Source organism: Streptomyces sp. NBC_01431 (assembly GCF_036231355.1).
Lineage (GTDB): Bacteria > Actinomycetota > Actinomycetes > Streptomycetales > Streptomycetaceae > Streptomyces.
This window is the reverse complement of sequence record NZ_CP109496.1, coordinates 949,305-961,846: the sequence shown is the minus strand read 5'-3', so window position 1 is coordinate 961,846 and position 12,542 is coordinate 949,305. Positions and strand designations below refer to the sequence as shown.

Genomic DNA, 12,542 nt, shown 5'->3' with positions numbered 1-12,542 from the left:
CTTACGGGGTGTCGGGCGCCAGGATGAAGATCCCGGCGACCTTCTCGTCGGTGTCGAACGCGACCCGGGCCTTCATGTCGCCGGCCTCATAGTGCAGCGGGATGTCGACGACCGTGTGATCGCCGATGCGCCGGACGAACGGCTCGCCCTCGGCGAAGCCCTCGAACGCGCCGACCAGACCGGTCACCGTCGCCAGGCCGCTGCCGCGCACCTCGTCGGTGAACGCCTCCAGGACCTGGGCGTTGAAGGACCGCCGGGCTTCGGCCATACGGTCTTCCAGGACCGCCGTGACGATCTCGACGGCACGTTCCGCGGCGTCGGTCATCCGCACTGCCTTGTCCATGGGTGCTCCCGTTCGGGGGTCGATGGGTTTGCCGAACCGCTGGAAGGCTGCCTGCCGGGTGACGCCGAGCAGGTCCCCGATCTCCTGCCAGGTGTGGCCTGCGTCCCGGGACTGCTGCACGCACAGCTTGAGGAGCTGGTCGGCCATGGTTTTCACGCTGTCGGACGACCTGACCAGTTCGAGGTAGGCCGGTGGGGTCAACGGGCCACCCACCGACGCGGCCAGGGCCGCGGCCCGTTCGGCCAGTTGGGCGCTGAGGGCGGCGAGGCTCTGCGAGGAATCTGCCATGCGTAAAGGATGTCTTTACGCGGTGACCCATGTCAAGGATGTCTTTACGTGCGCGCTCTGGGGAAGGGGGGCACGGCTACTCAAGGCCGGAGAGCCTGAACACCGTCCGGGCCGTTTCCCCGTCGAGGCGCGCCTCGACCTGCCGCAGTGCCGTTTCGCCGCTGCGGACGGTGCCCCGGCCGGTGCTGGTGCGGAGGTCCGCCTGGAGTACGTGCCACATCGCGGGGTTGTCGATGAGTACCTGCGGATCGATCTCGGCCCGGTTGTCGTCGGCGTCGCGCAACACCAGGCGCTGGGCGACCCCGGCCAAGGTACGGACCGAGACCAGCCGGTCGGTGCGGATGGCGGTCCGGCGCAGCAGCCCACGGACCACGAGACGGCCGGGGCCCACCGACACCTCGGCCGGCCACAGCACGGCGAACAGCAGGAGGGCGAGAGTGGCCCACAGGGCGGCGCGTGCGTCGCTGAGGGTGCCGGCGCCGGCGTCGACGGCGAGCAGCAGCGCCAGCAGCAGTACCGCGGAGCCGACCGCCGAACGAGCGTCACCGGCCCAGGTGGTGTCGTGCACGAGACCGTCGGCCGCGGTCGGAAGTCGCTTCGCGGCGCTGCGAGGGGTCCGTCTTCCCATAGTGGCGACGGTAGGTGTGCGAACGGGCCGTTGGCCGCCCGTTGTCGCGGTGCTGACGCGCGGGTGGCCGATATTGACGCTCTCGCTACGCCGCCGAAGGCGTGCGTCTCAACGGCACGCCGCCAGGCGGCAGTTCCGCTGTCGGGAAGCCTCGCCCCGCGGGAAGCGAGTGCATCCCAGGCACGTCTTCGACGGAGACCCGGAGCGAGCCTCAAGGAACACGCCTAGGCGGCTTCCGGGAGGACCGGGCCGGGTGGCCCGGTGGCTGGTGTGCGCGCCGACGTATCGATGTCGGGGCAGACGCAGAACAGCCGGATGAGGCCGCTGTCTTCCAGTGCCCGCGCCACGGCCGGGCTCGGGGCGACGAGGCGCAGGCCGCTGCCGAAGGACCGCGCCCTGCGTGCCATCGCCACGAGCAGCCCGAGGCCCAGGGTGTCGCAGGATGTGACGCCGGACAGGTCGAGCAGCAGGCTGATGCCGGGACCGTCGCACGCGCGCAGCAGCCGCTCCCGTGCGGCTGGAACCGTGGTGAGGCCCAGGCTTCCCGTGAGGGCGACGGTGCGTACCTCGTCCGTGCCGGGGAGCGCGGATCGTCGTGCGGCGGTGGACAGCGGGGGCGCGGGGGAGCGGCGCCGCCCGACCGTGCGAGTGCCCGGCCCCGAGGACTGCGGGCGGGGCTCTGCGGCGGGGTCGGTGGGATTGCCGGGGTCTTTGGTCACCGTGTGCCTCCTCGGAGCGGATCCTGTCGCTGCCGGGGGTTGGCTACCAGCCTAGGGCGTATCCGGTGATCAGGGCGACCCCGGCCCTGATCCGGCCGTCCCTGGCCGTGATCACCGGCTGTCCCCAGCCCTGATCCGCCGTCCCCGTCCCCGGCCGTGATCCGATCCGCCGGTTGTCCTCGCGCGCTGCCCCCTCGCGCACGGCCCGAGCTGCCTCGGGGCTCGGGCCTGTGTGGTGCCCTGTGTTCCCGCCTGCCAGGGCGCACCGGCGCTCTGCGTCAGGGGCGGTTCACCCGGCCGGCCACCGCGTGGGCGACCAGCAGGTAGACGACGGCGGGCAGGCCGTAGTTGAGGACGGTGCGCCAGCTGTCCGACTTCGCGGTGAACATGTCGCGCGACCAGCCCGCCAGCCAGTCCGCGGCACTGTGGACCCAGGACACCACACTGTTGGCGGTGTTGGCGTCGAGCAGGAAGAAGAATATCCACAGGAGCAGAATCAGCGCCGCCAGGTCCGCGATGACGATGATGATCGTAGCCGCGGGGTTTCCACCGTAGCGTCTGGACATGCTCAACTCCTCCTGATTGTACAGGAATTGACACCTCGGGGGATGTTGCTCGACGACCGGCCGCGCCAAGCGCCAAGCGCCAAGCGTCCAGGGCTTGGGGATCGGGCCGGATACACCGTCGTCTATAGGCGGCGCCATCGGGCCGAGGCGAAGGAGAAGGCGCCGAAGAGGATCAGTCCGGTCGCGACGGCGACCAGCAGCCAGGGACCGGCGGGCGTGTGCGCGAAGCTGCGGAGCGTCGCGTCCACGCCCTTCGCCCGGTTCGGGTCGAAGCGGACCGCCGCGACCAGGACGAAGAGCCCGGCAGCGGCGAACACGATGCCCCGCGCCACGCCGCCGCCCACGCCCAGGCCGGTGACGATCTCCCTCGTACGCCGGCTCATCGCCCCGGTGTCCAACTGCCGCAGGAACCGGCGCAGGGCGGCCCGCACCGCCAGTGTCAGGCCGATGCCGATGACCACGCAGCCCGCGACGGCGACCAGGACCCGGCCGTAGGACAGATTCAGCGCCGAGGCCGTCCAGTCCCGCGACTTGGCGTCGCCTCCACCAGCGCCCCCGCCGCCCCCACCCCGTCCGGCGGCGAACGCGGCGGTTCCCCAGCAGACGAAGGCGTAGAAGAGCGCCCGGCCGCCGTCCAGCAGTCGCGATCCGGTTTTGCGGTGGGGCCCCCTGAGCGGCACGGCTCGCGAGGCGCGCCAGAGCGCCATGCCACCGAAGCCGGCCACCAGCGCCCACAGCAGCACGTTCCCGAAGGGCCGGGCGGCTATCTCGCGCAGCGCGCCCTGCCGGTCGGCCTCGCCACCGCCGCTTCCCATGGCGATGCGGATGGCCAGCAGGCCGATGAGGACGTACACGAGGCCGCGGGCGCCGAATCCCGCCCGCCCCGCGGCGGTCAGTGTCTCGTTCTGCGCGGAACGCCGGGCCGTGGACCTGGAGGCGGAGCCCGGCGCTCCCGGACGGTGTGCGTGCGATGACATCACGATGTCCTCCTCTGTGGCCGCCTTGTCTCTCTCATGCCCCGAACGAAGCGGTCTGCTCACCCGGACACCGGCTGTCAAGGCCAGGACGGCCCCGGCGACCCGCCGCCGTACCCGTCACACCGGCGGAACAACGGCGCAAGCGCCCCTCAGCACAGCGGAACAGGGGTACCGGGGGGAGGGTCCTGGGTGGTGGTGGTCGCGCCGTCCGCCAGGGCGGTGGGGAGCCCGTCGAGCACGGTGAACACCTCGTCCAGGCGAACGATCCGCAGCACCTTCGATATCTGCGGTATGCCGCGTATCAGACGCAGTTCACCTCCCCGGCGGACCATTTCCTGACGCACCGTCAAAAGAAGGCGAATGCCGCCCGCGTCAAGGAATGTCACCGCACGCAGATCCACCACGACACCCCGGGTGGCCAGTCGCGTCAGTGCGTGCACGCGCGGGCCGAGCTCCAGATGCGCCAGCATGTCCAGCTCGCCGTGCAGTTCGATGATGATGGTGCCCTCCACGGAGCGAGTCCGTAGCCGGAAGGCCAGTTCGTCTGCGCCCACGTCGTGCCTGCCCGTCTCCCTGTGCGCCAGGTGCCTGGATGTCGCGCCCCGCACGCGATATCTCACTCTCCGTAACTTCTGGGGGGATCGTGAAGAGAAGTCGATACGCAAAGCCCCTGCTAGTCGTCATGCCCCAACGATCAGCGAATCTCACGTGCGTGACACTCCGTAATTTCGCCAGTTTTGGCCGTCGGGTTTGGCTCTGGCCTTGCTGGCTACCCGGTGTGATGAACCTGCTCTCACGGTGAGGGTGTCAATGCACACATCCCAGTGAACTCGGTTGGACGGAACCGGAGTTGGGTGGCCGGATCCCGCCGTCCCCGATGCCTCGCGGCCGGGCACGCGCATGAGTGTGTCCCGGTGGCGGTGGCCATGAGGGGCGGAGGCCGGCCGCCGACTCGCGGTCTCCCGTGCCGGGGGTCGGCCGACGGCCCCCGGCACACACATCACAAGGAGGTAGTACGCAATGACGGTCGTCCCGGCACAGCAAGGCGGCAGCGGCGGTACCAGTGGTCTCTACGACGTTCTGGAGCTCGTGCTCGACCGCGGGCTCGTGATCGACGCGTTCGTGCGGGTGTCCCTCGTCGGCATCGAGATCCTGAAGATCGACATCCGGGTCGTGGTCGCCAGCGTGGACACGTATCTGCGGTTCGCCGAGGCGTGCAACCGCCTCGACCTGGAGGCCGGCCCGCACCGCGATCCGGGTCTGCCCGACCTGGTGGGCGAGATCACGGAATCCGGCGCGCGCGGCAAGTCCAAGGGAGCGCTCTCGGGCGCCGCGCAGACCATCTCCGACGCGTTCAAGGAGGCCCGCGAGGAGGGGCAGCCGGAGCCCAAGCCGCGTGCTCGGCGCACCACCTCGCGCCGGAAGGAGGAGCAGGAATGAGCACCTACGTCTACGGCATAGCCCGTAACTCCCCGCCCCCGCTGACCGGTGACGTCAGCGGTGTCGGCGACCCGCCGCGCCCGGTACGCACAGTGGAGCGCGGCGCGCTGGTCGCCCTGGTGAGTGATGCCCCGGAAGACCTGAAGCCCAAGCGGCGCGATCTCCTCGCGCACCAGAGTGTCCTCGCCGTGGCGGGTGCGGCAGGTGTCGTCCTGCCGATGCGGTTCGGCGGCATCGCACCCGACGACGACGCCGTGGCCTCGGTGCTCGCCGAGCGCGAGGAGCACTACCTGGAGCGGCTCAACTCCCTTGACGGCAGGGTCGAGTACAACGTGAAGGCCACCCACGACGAAGAGGCCGTCCTGCACCAGGTGCTCGCCGAGAACCCGGAACTGCGGACGCTCAGTGAGGCCAACAGGAAGGCCGGAGGCGGCAGTCAGGCACAGAAGCTGCGGCTCGGCGAACTCGTCGTCGCGGCAGTGCAGCAGTGCGAGGCCCGCGACGCGGCCCTGATCGGCCAGGTCCTCACGGGCGTCGCCGAGGACACCAGCCCCGGGCCCGAGAGCAGCGGCTGGCTGGCGAACATGTCATTCCTGGTGGCGCGCGAGCACAAGGACGAATTCATCTCGGCGGTGCGGGCGCTCCAGTCGGACAACCCCCGGCTCGTACTCCAGCTGAACGGCCCGCTGCCGCCCTACAGCTTCGTGGAGTGACGTGGCGGCCGCGCCGGAACGCGCGGCGACAGGTACGGGGATTGGTGGCCACGGACGACGGACGACAGAGCACCGAGACCGCGACACGGAGAAGAGGACGGGCAAGCATGAACAATCGGCTGGGACTGGGGCTCGCGGTGGGCGCGGGCTATCTGCTCGGACGGACCAAGAAGGCGAAGCTCGCCTTCGGCATCGGGACGCTGGTCATGGGAAAGCGACTCCAGCTGAACCCGCGGGCGCTGGCGGACTTCGCGACGGCCCAACTGGCCGAAAATCCGCAGTTCAAGGAGATCGGCGACCAGTTGCGGGAGGATCTGCGCGGGGTGGGCAAGGCAGCCACGGGCGCCCTCCTCAACCGGCAGATCGAAGGCCTCGCCGACCGGCTGCACGACCGGACACTGGACGTACAGGACCGCATCTCGGGAGTGACTCCGGACGTTTCCGCCGCCTCGGACGAGGAGGAGGACGAGGACGGCGACCAGCACGAGGGGGAGAACGAGGACGAGGACGGGACTTCGGCGGGGCGTGGCGAGGGGTCGGCGGGGCGGAGGCAACGGGCTCCGGCCAAGAAGGCCTCCGCCGCCAGGAGTTCATCGGCCAAGTCCGCCAGGTCCTCCGCCGCGGGCAAGTCGGGCGGCACCGCCAAGTCCGCTCCCAAGTCCTCCGCGGCGAAGAAGACCGCCAAGTCCGTTCAGCGCACCGTCAAACGGACACCCGCCAAGAAGGCGTCGAGCCGGCGCAGCAGCCGGGGCGGTGACGGCCGTGACTGAGTCGAAGAACCCCCTGACCAGCAGCGCCGCGACCGACCGCCTCAAGTCGGAACTCCAGTCCTATCTGCTCGCCCAGGGCGAGCGGCTCCTGGTGGGCGTGGGCCACAAGCTCGGCGAGAGCACGGTCAAGCTCAACGACATCGCCGAGGGCCGCAGTCCGGGCTTCGCCAAGCTCGCTCTCGAAGGCGGCCGCAAGGTCGCCGAGGGAAAGGGCCCGGTCCGTACCGCCGTCGAGCTCGGGGCCTCCCACCTCAAGGACGGCGCGCAGGACCTGTTCAAGGGGCTCGGCGGCAAGCGGAAGAAGGGCGGTGGCGGCCGCAGGCCCACCGTGATCATGGAGTCCGTGGACGTGGGCGTCCCGGTGCGCGAGGCCTACGACCAGTGGACCCAGTACCAGTCGTTCTCCACCTTCGCGAAGGGGGTGAAGAGCGCGACCGTCGCCGACGACACCACATCGGACTGGAAGGTCAAGGTCTTCTGGTCCAGCCGCAGTTGGAAGGCGCGCACCACGGAACAGGTGCCGGACTCGCGCATCTCGTGGACCTCGGAGGGCGCCAAGGGCACCGTCAAGGGCGTCGTCACCTTCCACGCCCTCGGCCCGGACCTCACCCGGGTCCTCCTCGTCATGGAGTACTACCCCAAGGGCCTGTTCGAGAAGACCGGCAACATCTGGCGTTCCCAGGGCCGGCGCGCCCGGCTCGACCTCAAGAACTTCGCGCGGCACATCACCCTGCGCGGCGAGGCCGAGGACGGCTGGCGCGGTGAGATCAGGGACGGCGAAGTGGTCGTGAGCCACGAGGACGCGGTCGCCGAGGAGGAAGCGGAACGGGAGCCGGAGAACTCCGAGGAGAGCGACGGCGACCCCGAGGCGGACAGTGCCTACGAGGACGAACCCGAAGAGGAGTACGAGGAGTACGACGGTCGCGAGAGCGAGGGTGAGAGCGAGGGCGAACCCGACGAGGCGTACGGGGCCGAGGACGAATCCTCCGAGGCGTACGAGGACGAGGAAGGGTCTCCTGAGACGTACGAGGACGAGGGCGGATCCTCTGAGACGTACGACGACGAGGAAGGCGACGATGAGTACGCCGACGAGGAAGGGACGGCGGCCGACGGCGAGGAGAGCGCATCCACGCGCAAACGCCGTGAGTACGCCAACTCCCGTAGCAGCGGCCGCCGATGACGATCACGCTCGCCAGGTGACGGGCCGTCAAGTCGTATACCGCTCAGGCGTGGAGCGGTGAGCGGGCAGGCGAAGGACCGTAGGACGCGGGTGACCGTTCTCGTCGCGCTCGGGGTCAACCTCTTCATCGCCGCCGCCAAGGCGGCAGCCGGGCTGGTGGCCGGGTCGCCCGCGCTGCTCTCGGAGGCGGCGCACTCCGTGGCCGACAGCATGAACGAGGTCTTCCTGCTCGCGGCGCTGCGGCGAAGCCGCCGCCCGGCCGACCAGCGGCACCCCTTCGGCTACGGCAAGGAACGGTACTTCTGGTCGTTGCTCGCCGCCGTCGGCATCTTCGTCATGGGCGGCTGCTTCTCCTTCGTCCAGGGGATCGGGGCCCTGCACTCCCACCACCGCGAGTCCACGGTCGGCTACGTGGCCGGGCTCGCGGTGCTGGGCGTGTCACTGGCGGCCGAAGGCGGCTCACTGCTTCGCGCCCTGCACCAGGTACGCGGCCAGCGCGGCGGCATCGGCAGCGACCCGGCCCTGCGCACCGTCGTCGCGGAGGACAGCACCGCGGTGCTCGGGGTACTCCTTGCGTTGGCCGGGATGGTCCTGCACATGGTCACGGGCCGGGAGGTCTGGGAAGCCACGGCCTCGCTGTCCATCGGACTGCTCCTGGTGTACGTGGCCTACCGGCTCGGCAAGGACGCCCGCGACCAGCTGATCGGCGAAGCCGTCGATCCGGAACTGCGGGACAGCATCCGCGCCTTGCTCGACCACCAGCCCGAAATCGACCGCGTGGCCGACCTGTTGACGATGCGGCTCGGCCTCGACTCGACGCTGGTGGCGGCCCGCATCGACCTGCGTCCCGGGCTCGACAGCGAGGACGTCGAGCTGGTCTGCGAACGCATCAAGGCGTCCGTGGCGCAAACCTGGCCGACAGCCGACCAGGTCTTCCTCGACATCACGGACGCACCGCCGAACACCCGCCGCTGACAGCGCTGCCCGGCCGCGGACAGCGGCCGGGCAGCGTGGGCTGGGGGACCTCACATGTGCGGTCCGCCGTAGTAGCCGCCGATCTGCTCGTGGTAGGCCGGGTCCCCGAGGTGCTTCTCCTTGTCGAACTCGGGGGAGTCCTTGATCTGCTCCTTGGTGCAGGCGACGTAGATCTTCTGCTCGGTCACGTCGATGCGCGTCAGCAGCCCGGCCGGCAGCAGGACGTGCTTGCCGAAGATCCACGGGCCCGTGTCGACGACGATGTAGGAGGAGCTGACGGCCTCCGAGTGCTTGTCGACCTTGCCGATGCTTCCGTCGGTCGCCTCGACCTTGTACCCGGTCAGGTCGGTACCCGGCTGATACGCGGCCGCCTCGGGGTAGGCCCAGATGTTTTCCATGGTGACGGAGTCCCTTCGAACGGTGGCTCGTGCGGAGTGCGGGCGAGTGAGCGCCGCTGGTGCACGGCGCGTCGGGCCCGCACCTCGCCCGGGTTCCCCGCGCCGCTGCCCCTACACCCAGTACACGCGGCCCGGCCGGTTCGTGCCGAAACCTTGCGCCGATCGGCCGAGCGGCAGCCCGACGGGCTGCCGTGGGGTCACTAACGTGGTCGCCTGGACGCAGCCCGCGCACCACGAGGGAGGGTGAGCATCGTGACCGCCATGGAGTCGTTCATCGACCGCCTGGACTATCCGATGTACATCGTGACGGCCGTGGCCGACGGGGAGCGGGCCGGCTGCCTCGTCGGATTCGCTTCGCAGTGCTCTCTCGTGCCGGTGCGCTTCATGGTGTGGCTGTCCACGGCCAACCGGACGTACCACGTGGCACGCGAGGCCGACAGCCTGGCGGTCCACCTGCTGGCCCGCGAACAGTACGCGCTGGCCAAGCACTTCGGCGGGCTGACGGGCGACGAAGTGGACAAGTTCGCCGGCGTCGGCTGGCACGAGGGCCCCGCCGGTACGGTCGTCCTGGACGACGCCGCGGCCTGGTTCGTCGGGCGCGTCGAGGGGCTCGCGGAGGGCGGGGACCACGTCGGGTTCCTGCTCAGCCCGTTGGAGGCGGCAGCCCCCACCCGGCAGCCGCCGCAGTGGGAGCCGTTCCGGCTGAGCGACGGCCAGAGCATTGAGGCCGGCCACCCAGTGCCGGAGGCCTGAGGGAGGTTCAGGCGCGGGTCTTCGCCAGCAGTTCCGCGATCTCCGAGGTGGTGCCGCTCTCACCGAGGCGGGGGAAGATCCGGTCGATGCTATTGCGGTGCGCCTCCGGGTCCACATCGGTCATGGCGTCGGTGGCCAGAGTCACGTGGTAGCCGTGCTCGTGGGCGGCGCGGGCGGTGGATTCCACGCCGATGCTGGTGGCCACGCCGGTCAGCACGATCTGGGTGATGCCGCGCCGGCGCAACTGGAGGTCGAGGTCGGTGCCGAAGAAGGCGCCCCAGTTCCGCTTGGTGACGGTGATGTCCTCGGGGTGGCCGGACAGTTCGTCGACGACGGTGTCCCAGCCTTCGGGCCGCTGGCCGCCGCGACCGTGACCGGCCTCCGTGCGGCCGGGGGTGGCGTCCGATCCGTCGGCGGCGGCGGAGACGCGTACCAGGACGACGGGGAGTCCGTGCGAGCGGAAGGCGTCGGCGAGTTCGGCGCTGCGGGCCACGACGTCTGCGGCGGGGTGAGGCTGGGTGGGGGCGGCGACGATGCCCTTCTGAAGGTCGATCACGACGAGCGCGGTGTGCGGGTCGAGAGTGGTGAGAGCCATGCTGATGGTGGCCTTTCGTGTGGACGGTGTGTCCCTCATGGCTGGGCGAGCCGTTCCATCAGGGCCATCGCTTCGATGATCGTGCCGCGTTCCTCCTCCGTGCAGCGGTCCTGAAGGGCGCGGGTCAGCCATTCCACCCGGGCCTGCCGGTTGCCGGCGGCCCGTTCGCGGCCCGCCTCGGTCAGGGTGACCAGCTGACGTCGGCCGTCCTGCGGATCCGGTCGGCGCTGGATGAGCCCCTGCTGGTCGAGGGCGGCGAGGGTGGCGGCCATTGACTGCGGACGTACGCCCTCCGCCGCCGCCAGGGCGCTGGCCGACGCGGCCCCGGACTTGTCGACCAGGGCCAGCGCGGACACCTGGGAAGGGGTGAGGTCCTGTATGTCGGCGACTTCCCGGAGCCGGCGGCGCAGCCGGTTGAACACCACGCGCACGTCGCGCGCTGCGCGCAGGGCGGACGTGGAGATGCCGTCGGCGATGTCGTCCATGCCCCAACGGTAATTTCTTCAGGCCAGGCTGTCCAGTGTGGCCTGAACAGTTTCAGCTGAGGGGTTTGGCCCCACGGCCCCTGAGCCCGCGTGGCCCCGGGCCCACTGAACCCCCGGAGGCCCCCCGTGTCCACGGGTACGGCGGCCGCCGCCACGGCGTCAGGAGCGGGCTGCACGGCCGGATGGGCCAACTTCCTTATCCGTGGCTGCTGTTGACCAAGGTGCGGCTCTGGCGCGAGTGCAGCTGTGTGCCGCAGGCGCCCCGCACCGGACCCACGGCAACGGCAACGGCAACAGAAACGGCGCCGCTGACCGGGATAATCGCCGGTCGGCGGCGCCTTGGAACGGGGCTCGTACCCCGAGGGGTCAGGAGCGGGGAGCGCGCGGCTGGTCGGCCTGCTGCGCTTCCTTCTCCTTGTTCTTCTCCTTGATGCGTACCGCTTCCTTGCGGACCTCGGCCTGGGTGGCCCGCTCCTTCTGGAGCCACTCGGGGTTGTCCTGCTTCAGCGCGTCGATCTGCTCGGTGGTGAGGGCTTCGGTGACCCCGCCGCGGGCGAGACCCGCGATGGAGATGCCCAGCTTCGCCGCGACGACGGGCCGCGGGTGGGGGCCGGTGCGCCGCAGCTCCTGAAGCCACTGCGGCGGGTCTGCCTGCAGGGCGTTGAGCTCGGCCCGCGAGACGACACCCTCCTGGAACTCGGCGGGGGTGGCCTCAAGGTACACACCCAGCTTCTTCGCCGCGGTCGCGGGCTTCATCGTCTGGGTGGTCTGGTGCGACGTCATGTGTCAAGAGTAGCGAGCGTGTGCGATACCTCCGACCACGACCGGTAACCTGGCCACGTGACAGGCTCGCAAGAATCCCCATCGTTCCGGCTCGCCTACGTTCCGGGTGTGACGCCGAGCAAGTGGGTGCGGATCTGGAACGAGCGGCTGCCCGACGTCCCCCTGACCCTCAGTACGGTGTCCGCCGCCGAGGCGCCCGACGTGCTGCGCGGCCGGGGCGCCGACGCGGGATTCGTGCGGCTGCCGATCGACCGCAGCGAACTCAGCGCGATCCCCCTCTACACCGAGACGACGGTCGTCGTGGTCCCCAAGGACCACCTCGTCGCGGCGGTCGAGGAGGTGTCGGCCGAGGAACTGGCCGACGAGATCGTGCTGCACCCGCTGGACGACACCCTCGACTGGGAGCGCCCGCCGGGCCGGTCCGCGCTGGAGCGCCCGGCCACGACGGAGGACGCCATCGAGCTGGTGGCGGCCGGGGTGGGGCTGCTTGTCGTGCCGCAGTCGCTCGCCCGCCTCTACCACCGCAAGGACCTCACCTACCGCACGATCACGGGCGTCCCCGAGTCGCGCGTGGCGCTGTCGTGGCCGGAGGAGGAGGTCACTCCTGATCTGGTGGAGGAGTTCATCGGGATCGTTCGCGGCCGCACCGTGAACAGCTCCCGCGGCCGTACGCCGACCCCGCCCCAGCCGAAGAAGAAGCGTCCCGACAAGGGCGGCGCCCCCCGCAAGCCCGCGGCCGGAAAGTCGACGGGCAAGCCCACCGGCAAGGGCGCCCGCGGTGCCTCGGGTGCTCCGAAGGGCGCCAAGCGCGGAAAGCCCCGCCGTAAGTCGTAACCGCGAGCGCACCGCCTCGGCCTCACAAGGGGCTTCCCTCGATAAAAGTGCAGCGAAGCAACTTTTCCATCGAGTCAACTGCGGAGGTAGGGTGT

At 70.4% G+C, this 12,542-nt stretch carries 17 protein-coding genes; 7 read left to right on the top strand and 10 right to left on the bottom strand.

What is annotated here, in order from left to right; genetic code table 11:
• Position 1: 1 nt before the first annotated feature.
• The 6 genes from OG522_RS04645 to OG522_RS04620 form a co-directional block, all read right to left on the bottom strand.
• Positions 2-631: a DUF3887 domain-containing protein gene (locus OG522_RS04645; protein ID WP_329461634.1), complete on the bottom strand. Its 630-nt coding sequence runs from the start codon at positions 629-631 to the stop codon at positions 2-4.
• Between the two features lie 76 nt (positions 632-707).
• A complete protein-coding gene (locus OG522_RS04640) occupies positions 708-1,259 on the bottom strand; it encodes a hypothetical protein (RefSeq protein WP_329461633.1) in 552 nt (183 codons plus the stop codon).
• A gap of 224 nt (positions 1,260-1,483) precedes the next feature.
• Positions 1,484-1,978 carry an STAS domain-containing protein gene (locus OG522_RS04635; RefSeq protein ID WP_329461632.1) on the bottom strand — a complete coding sequence of 165 codons (495 nt, stop codon included), beginning with the start codon at positions 1,976-1,978 and terminating at the stop codon, positions 1,484-1,486.
• 278 nt (positions 1,979-2,256) lie between these two features.
• Complete coding sequence (locus OG522_RS04630) at positions 2,257-2,544, bottom strand: hypothetical protein (RefSeq protein ID WP_329461631.1); 288 nt, start codon at positions 2,542-2,544, stop codon at positions 2,257-2,259.
• A 122-nt stretch (positions 2,545-2,666) separates the two neighbouring features.
• Positions 2,667-3,521, bottom strand: coding sequence for a DUF1206 domain-containing protein (locus tag OG522_RS04625; RefSeq protein ID WP_329461630.1), 855 nt, complete (start codon positions 3,519-3,521; stop codon positions 2,667-2,669).
• Positions 3,522-3,670: 149 nt separating this feature from the next.
• On the bottom strand, positions 3,671-4,075 hold the full coding sequence (locus OG522_RS04620; protein ID WP_329461629.1) for an STAS domain-containing protein: 405 nt from the start codon (positions 4,073-4,075) through the stop codon (positions 3,671-3,673).
• A gap of 466 nt (positions 4,076-4,541) precedes the next feature.
• Here OG522_RS04620 and OG522_RS04615 point away from each other — a divergent pair, with 466 nt between their 5' ends.
• The 5 genes from OG522_RS04615 (at position 4,542) to OG522_RS04595 (ending at position 8,599) form a co-directional block, all read left to right on the top strand.
• The gene (locus OG522_RS04615; protein ID WP_329461628.1) at positions 4,542-4,961 is read left to right on the top strand and encodes a gas vesicle structural protein GvpA; all 420 of its coding nucleotides are present in this window, start codon (positions 4,542-4,544) and stop codon (positions 4,959-4,961) included.
• On the top strand, positions 4,958-5,674 hold the full coding sequence (locus tag OG522_RS04610) for a GvpL/GvpF family gas vesicle protein (protein ID WP_329461627.1): 717 nt from the start codon (positions 4,958-4,960) through the stop codon (positions 5,672-5,674). The genes OG522_RS04615 and OG522_RS04610 overlap by 4 nt, the downstream gene beginning before the upstream one ends.
• A 107-nt stretch (positions 5,675-5,781) precedes the next feature.
• Positions 5,782-6,444, top strand: coding sequence for a DNA primase (locus tag OG522_RS04605; RefSeq protein WP_329461626.1), 663 nt, complete (start codon positions 5,782-5,784; stop codon positions 6,442-6,444).
• The gene (locus OG522_RS04600; RefSeq protein WP_329461625.1) at positions 6,437-7,624 is read left to right on the top strand and encodes an SRPBCC family protein; all 1,188 of its coding nucleotides are present in this window, start codon (positions 6,437-6,439) and stop codon (positions 7,622-7,624) included. The genes OG522_RS04605 and OG522_RS04600 overlap by 8 nt, the downstream gene beginning before the upstream one ends.
• Positions 7,625-7,681: 57 nt before the next feature.
• The gene (locus OG522_RS04595; RefSeq protein ID WP_443074659.1) at positions 7,682-8,599 is read left to right on the top strand and encodes a cation diffusion facilitator family transporter; all 918 of its coding nucleotides are present in this window, start codon (positions 7,682-7,684) and stop codon (positions 8,597-8,599) included.
• 50 nt (positions 8,600-8,649) lie between these two features.
• Here the strand turns inward: OG522_RS04595 and OG522_RS04590 are convergent, their stop codons facing one another.
• Complete coding sequence (locus tag OG522_RS04590) at positions 8,650-8,997, bottom strand: PRC-barrel domain-containing protein (RefSeq protein WP_329461624.1); 348 nt, start codon at positions 8,995-8,997, stop codon at positions 8,650-8,652.
• Between the two features lie 252 nt (positions 8,998-9,249).
• Here OG522_RS04590 and OG522_RS04585 point away from each other — a divergent pair, with 252 nt between their 5' ends.
• Positions 9,250-9,750, top strand: coding sequence for a flavin reductase family protein (locus OG522_RS04585; protein WP_329467486.1), 501 nt, complete (start codon positions 9,250-9,252; stop codon positions 9,748-9,750).
• A gap of 7 nt (positions 9,751-9,757) precedes the next feature.
• Here OG522_RS04585 and OG522_RS04580 read toward each other — a convergent pair whose 3' ends face one another.
• From OG522_RS04580 to OG522_RS04570, 3 genes are all read right to left on the bottom strand, one after another.
• A complete protein-coding gene (locus tag OG522_RS04580; protein ID WP_329461623.1) occupies positions 9,758-10,345 on the bottom strand; it encodes a hydrolase in 588 nt (195 codons plus the stop codon).
• A gap of 35 nt (positions 10,346-10,380) precedes the next feature.
• Positions 10,381-10,830 (bottom strand): MarR family winged helix-turn-helix transcriptional regulator, encoded by a 450-nt coding sequence (locus tag OG522_RS04575; protein ID WP_329461622.1) that lies wholly within the window; start codon positions 10,828-10,830, stop codon positions 10,381-10,383.
• A 366-nt stretch (positions 10,831-11,196) separates the two neighbouring features.
• Positions 11,197-11,613 carry a DUF5997 family protein gene (locus OG522_RS04570; protein WP_329461621.1) on the bottom strand — a complete coding sequence of 139 codons (417 nt, stop codon included), beginning with the start codon at positions 11,611-11,613 and terminating at the stop codon, positions 11,197-11,199.
• A gap of 57 nt (positions 11,614-11,670) precedes the next feature.
• Between OG522_RS04570 and OG522_RS04565 the strand changes: the two genes are divergently transcribed.
• Positions 11,671-12,447 carry a LysR family transcriptional regulator substrate-binding protein gene (locus OG522_RS04565; RefSeq protein ID WP_329461620.1) on the top strand — a complete coding sequence of 259 codons (777 nt, stop codon included), beginning with the start codon at positions 11,671-11,673 and terminating at the stop codon, positions 12,445-12,447.
• The last annotated feature ends 95 nt before the right edge of the window (positions 12,448-12,542 follow it).

Excerpts from the sequence above, each read along its gene's own strand:
- OG522_RS04645 (WP_329461634.1), bottom strand. The coding sequence starts at position 631 with ATGGCAGATTCCTCGCAGAGCCTCGCCGCCCTCAGCGCCCAACTGGCC.
- OG522_RS04640 (WP_329461633.1), bottom strand. The coding sequence starts at position 1,259 with ATGGGAAGACGGACCCCTCGCAGCGCCGCGAAGCGACTTCCGACCGCG.
- OG522_RS04630 (WP_329461631.1), bottom strand. The coding sequence starts at position 2,544 with ATGTCCAGACGCTACGGTGGAAACCCCGCGGCTACGATCATCATCGTC.
- OG522_RS04625 (WP_329461630.1), bottom strand. The coding sequence starts at position 3,521 with ATGTCATCGCACGCACACCGTCCGGGAGCGCCGGGCTCCGCCTCCAGG.
- OG522_RS04615 (WP_329461628.1), top strand. The coding sequence starts at position 4,542 with ATGACGGTCGTCCCGGCACAGCAAGGCGGCAGCGGCGGTACCAGTGGT.
- OG522_RS04610 (WP_329461627.1), top strand. The coding sequence starts at position 4,958 with ATGAGCACCTACGTCTACGGCATAGCCCGTAACTCCCCGCCCCCGCTG.
- OG522_RS04605 (WP_329461626.1), top strand. The coding sequence starts at position 5,782 with ATGAACAATCGGCTGGGACTGGGGCTCGCGGTGGGCGCGGGCTATCTG.
- OG522_RS04590 (WP_329461624.1), bottom strand. The coding sequence starts at position 8,997 with ATGGAAAACATCTGGGCCTACCCCGAGGCGGCCGCGTATCAGCCGGGT.
- OG522_RS04580 (WP_329461623.1), bottom strand. The coding sequence starts at position 10,345 with ATGGCTCTCACCACTCTCGACCCGCACACCGCGCTCGTCGTGATCGAC.
- OG522_RS04575 (WP_329461622.1), bottom strand. The coding sequence starts at position 10,830 with ATGGACGACATCGCCGACGGCATCTCCACGTCCGCCCTGCGCGCAGCG.
- OG522_RS04570 (WP_329461621.1), bottom strand. The coding sequence starts at position 11,613 with ATGACGTCGCACCAGACCACCCAGACGATGAAGCCCGCGACCGCGGCG.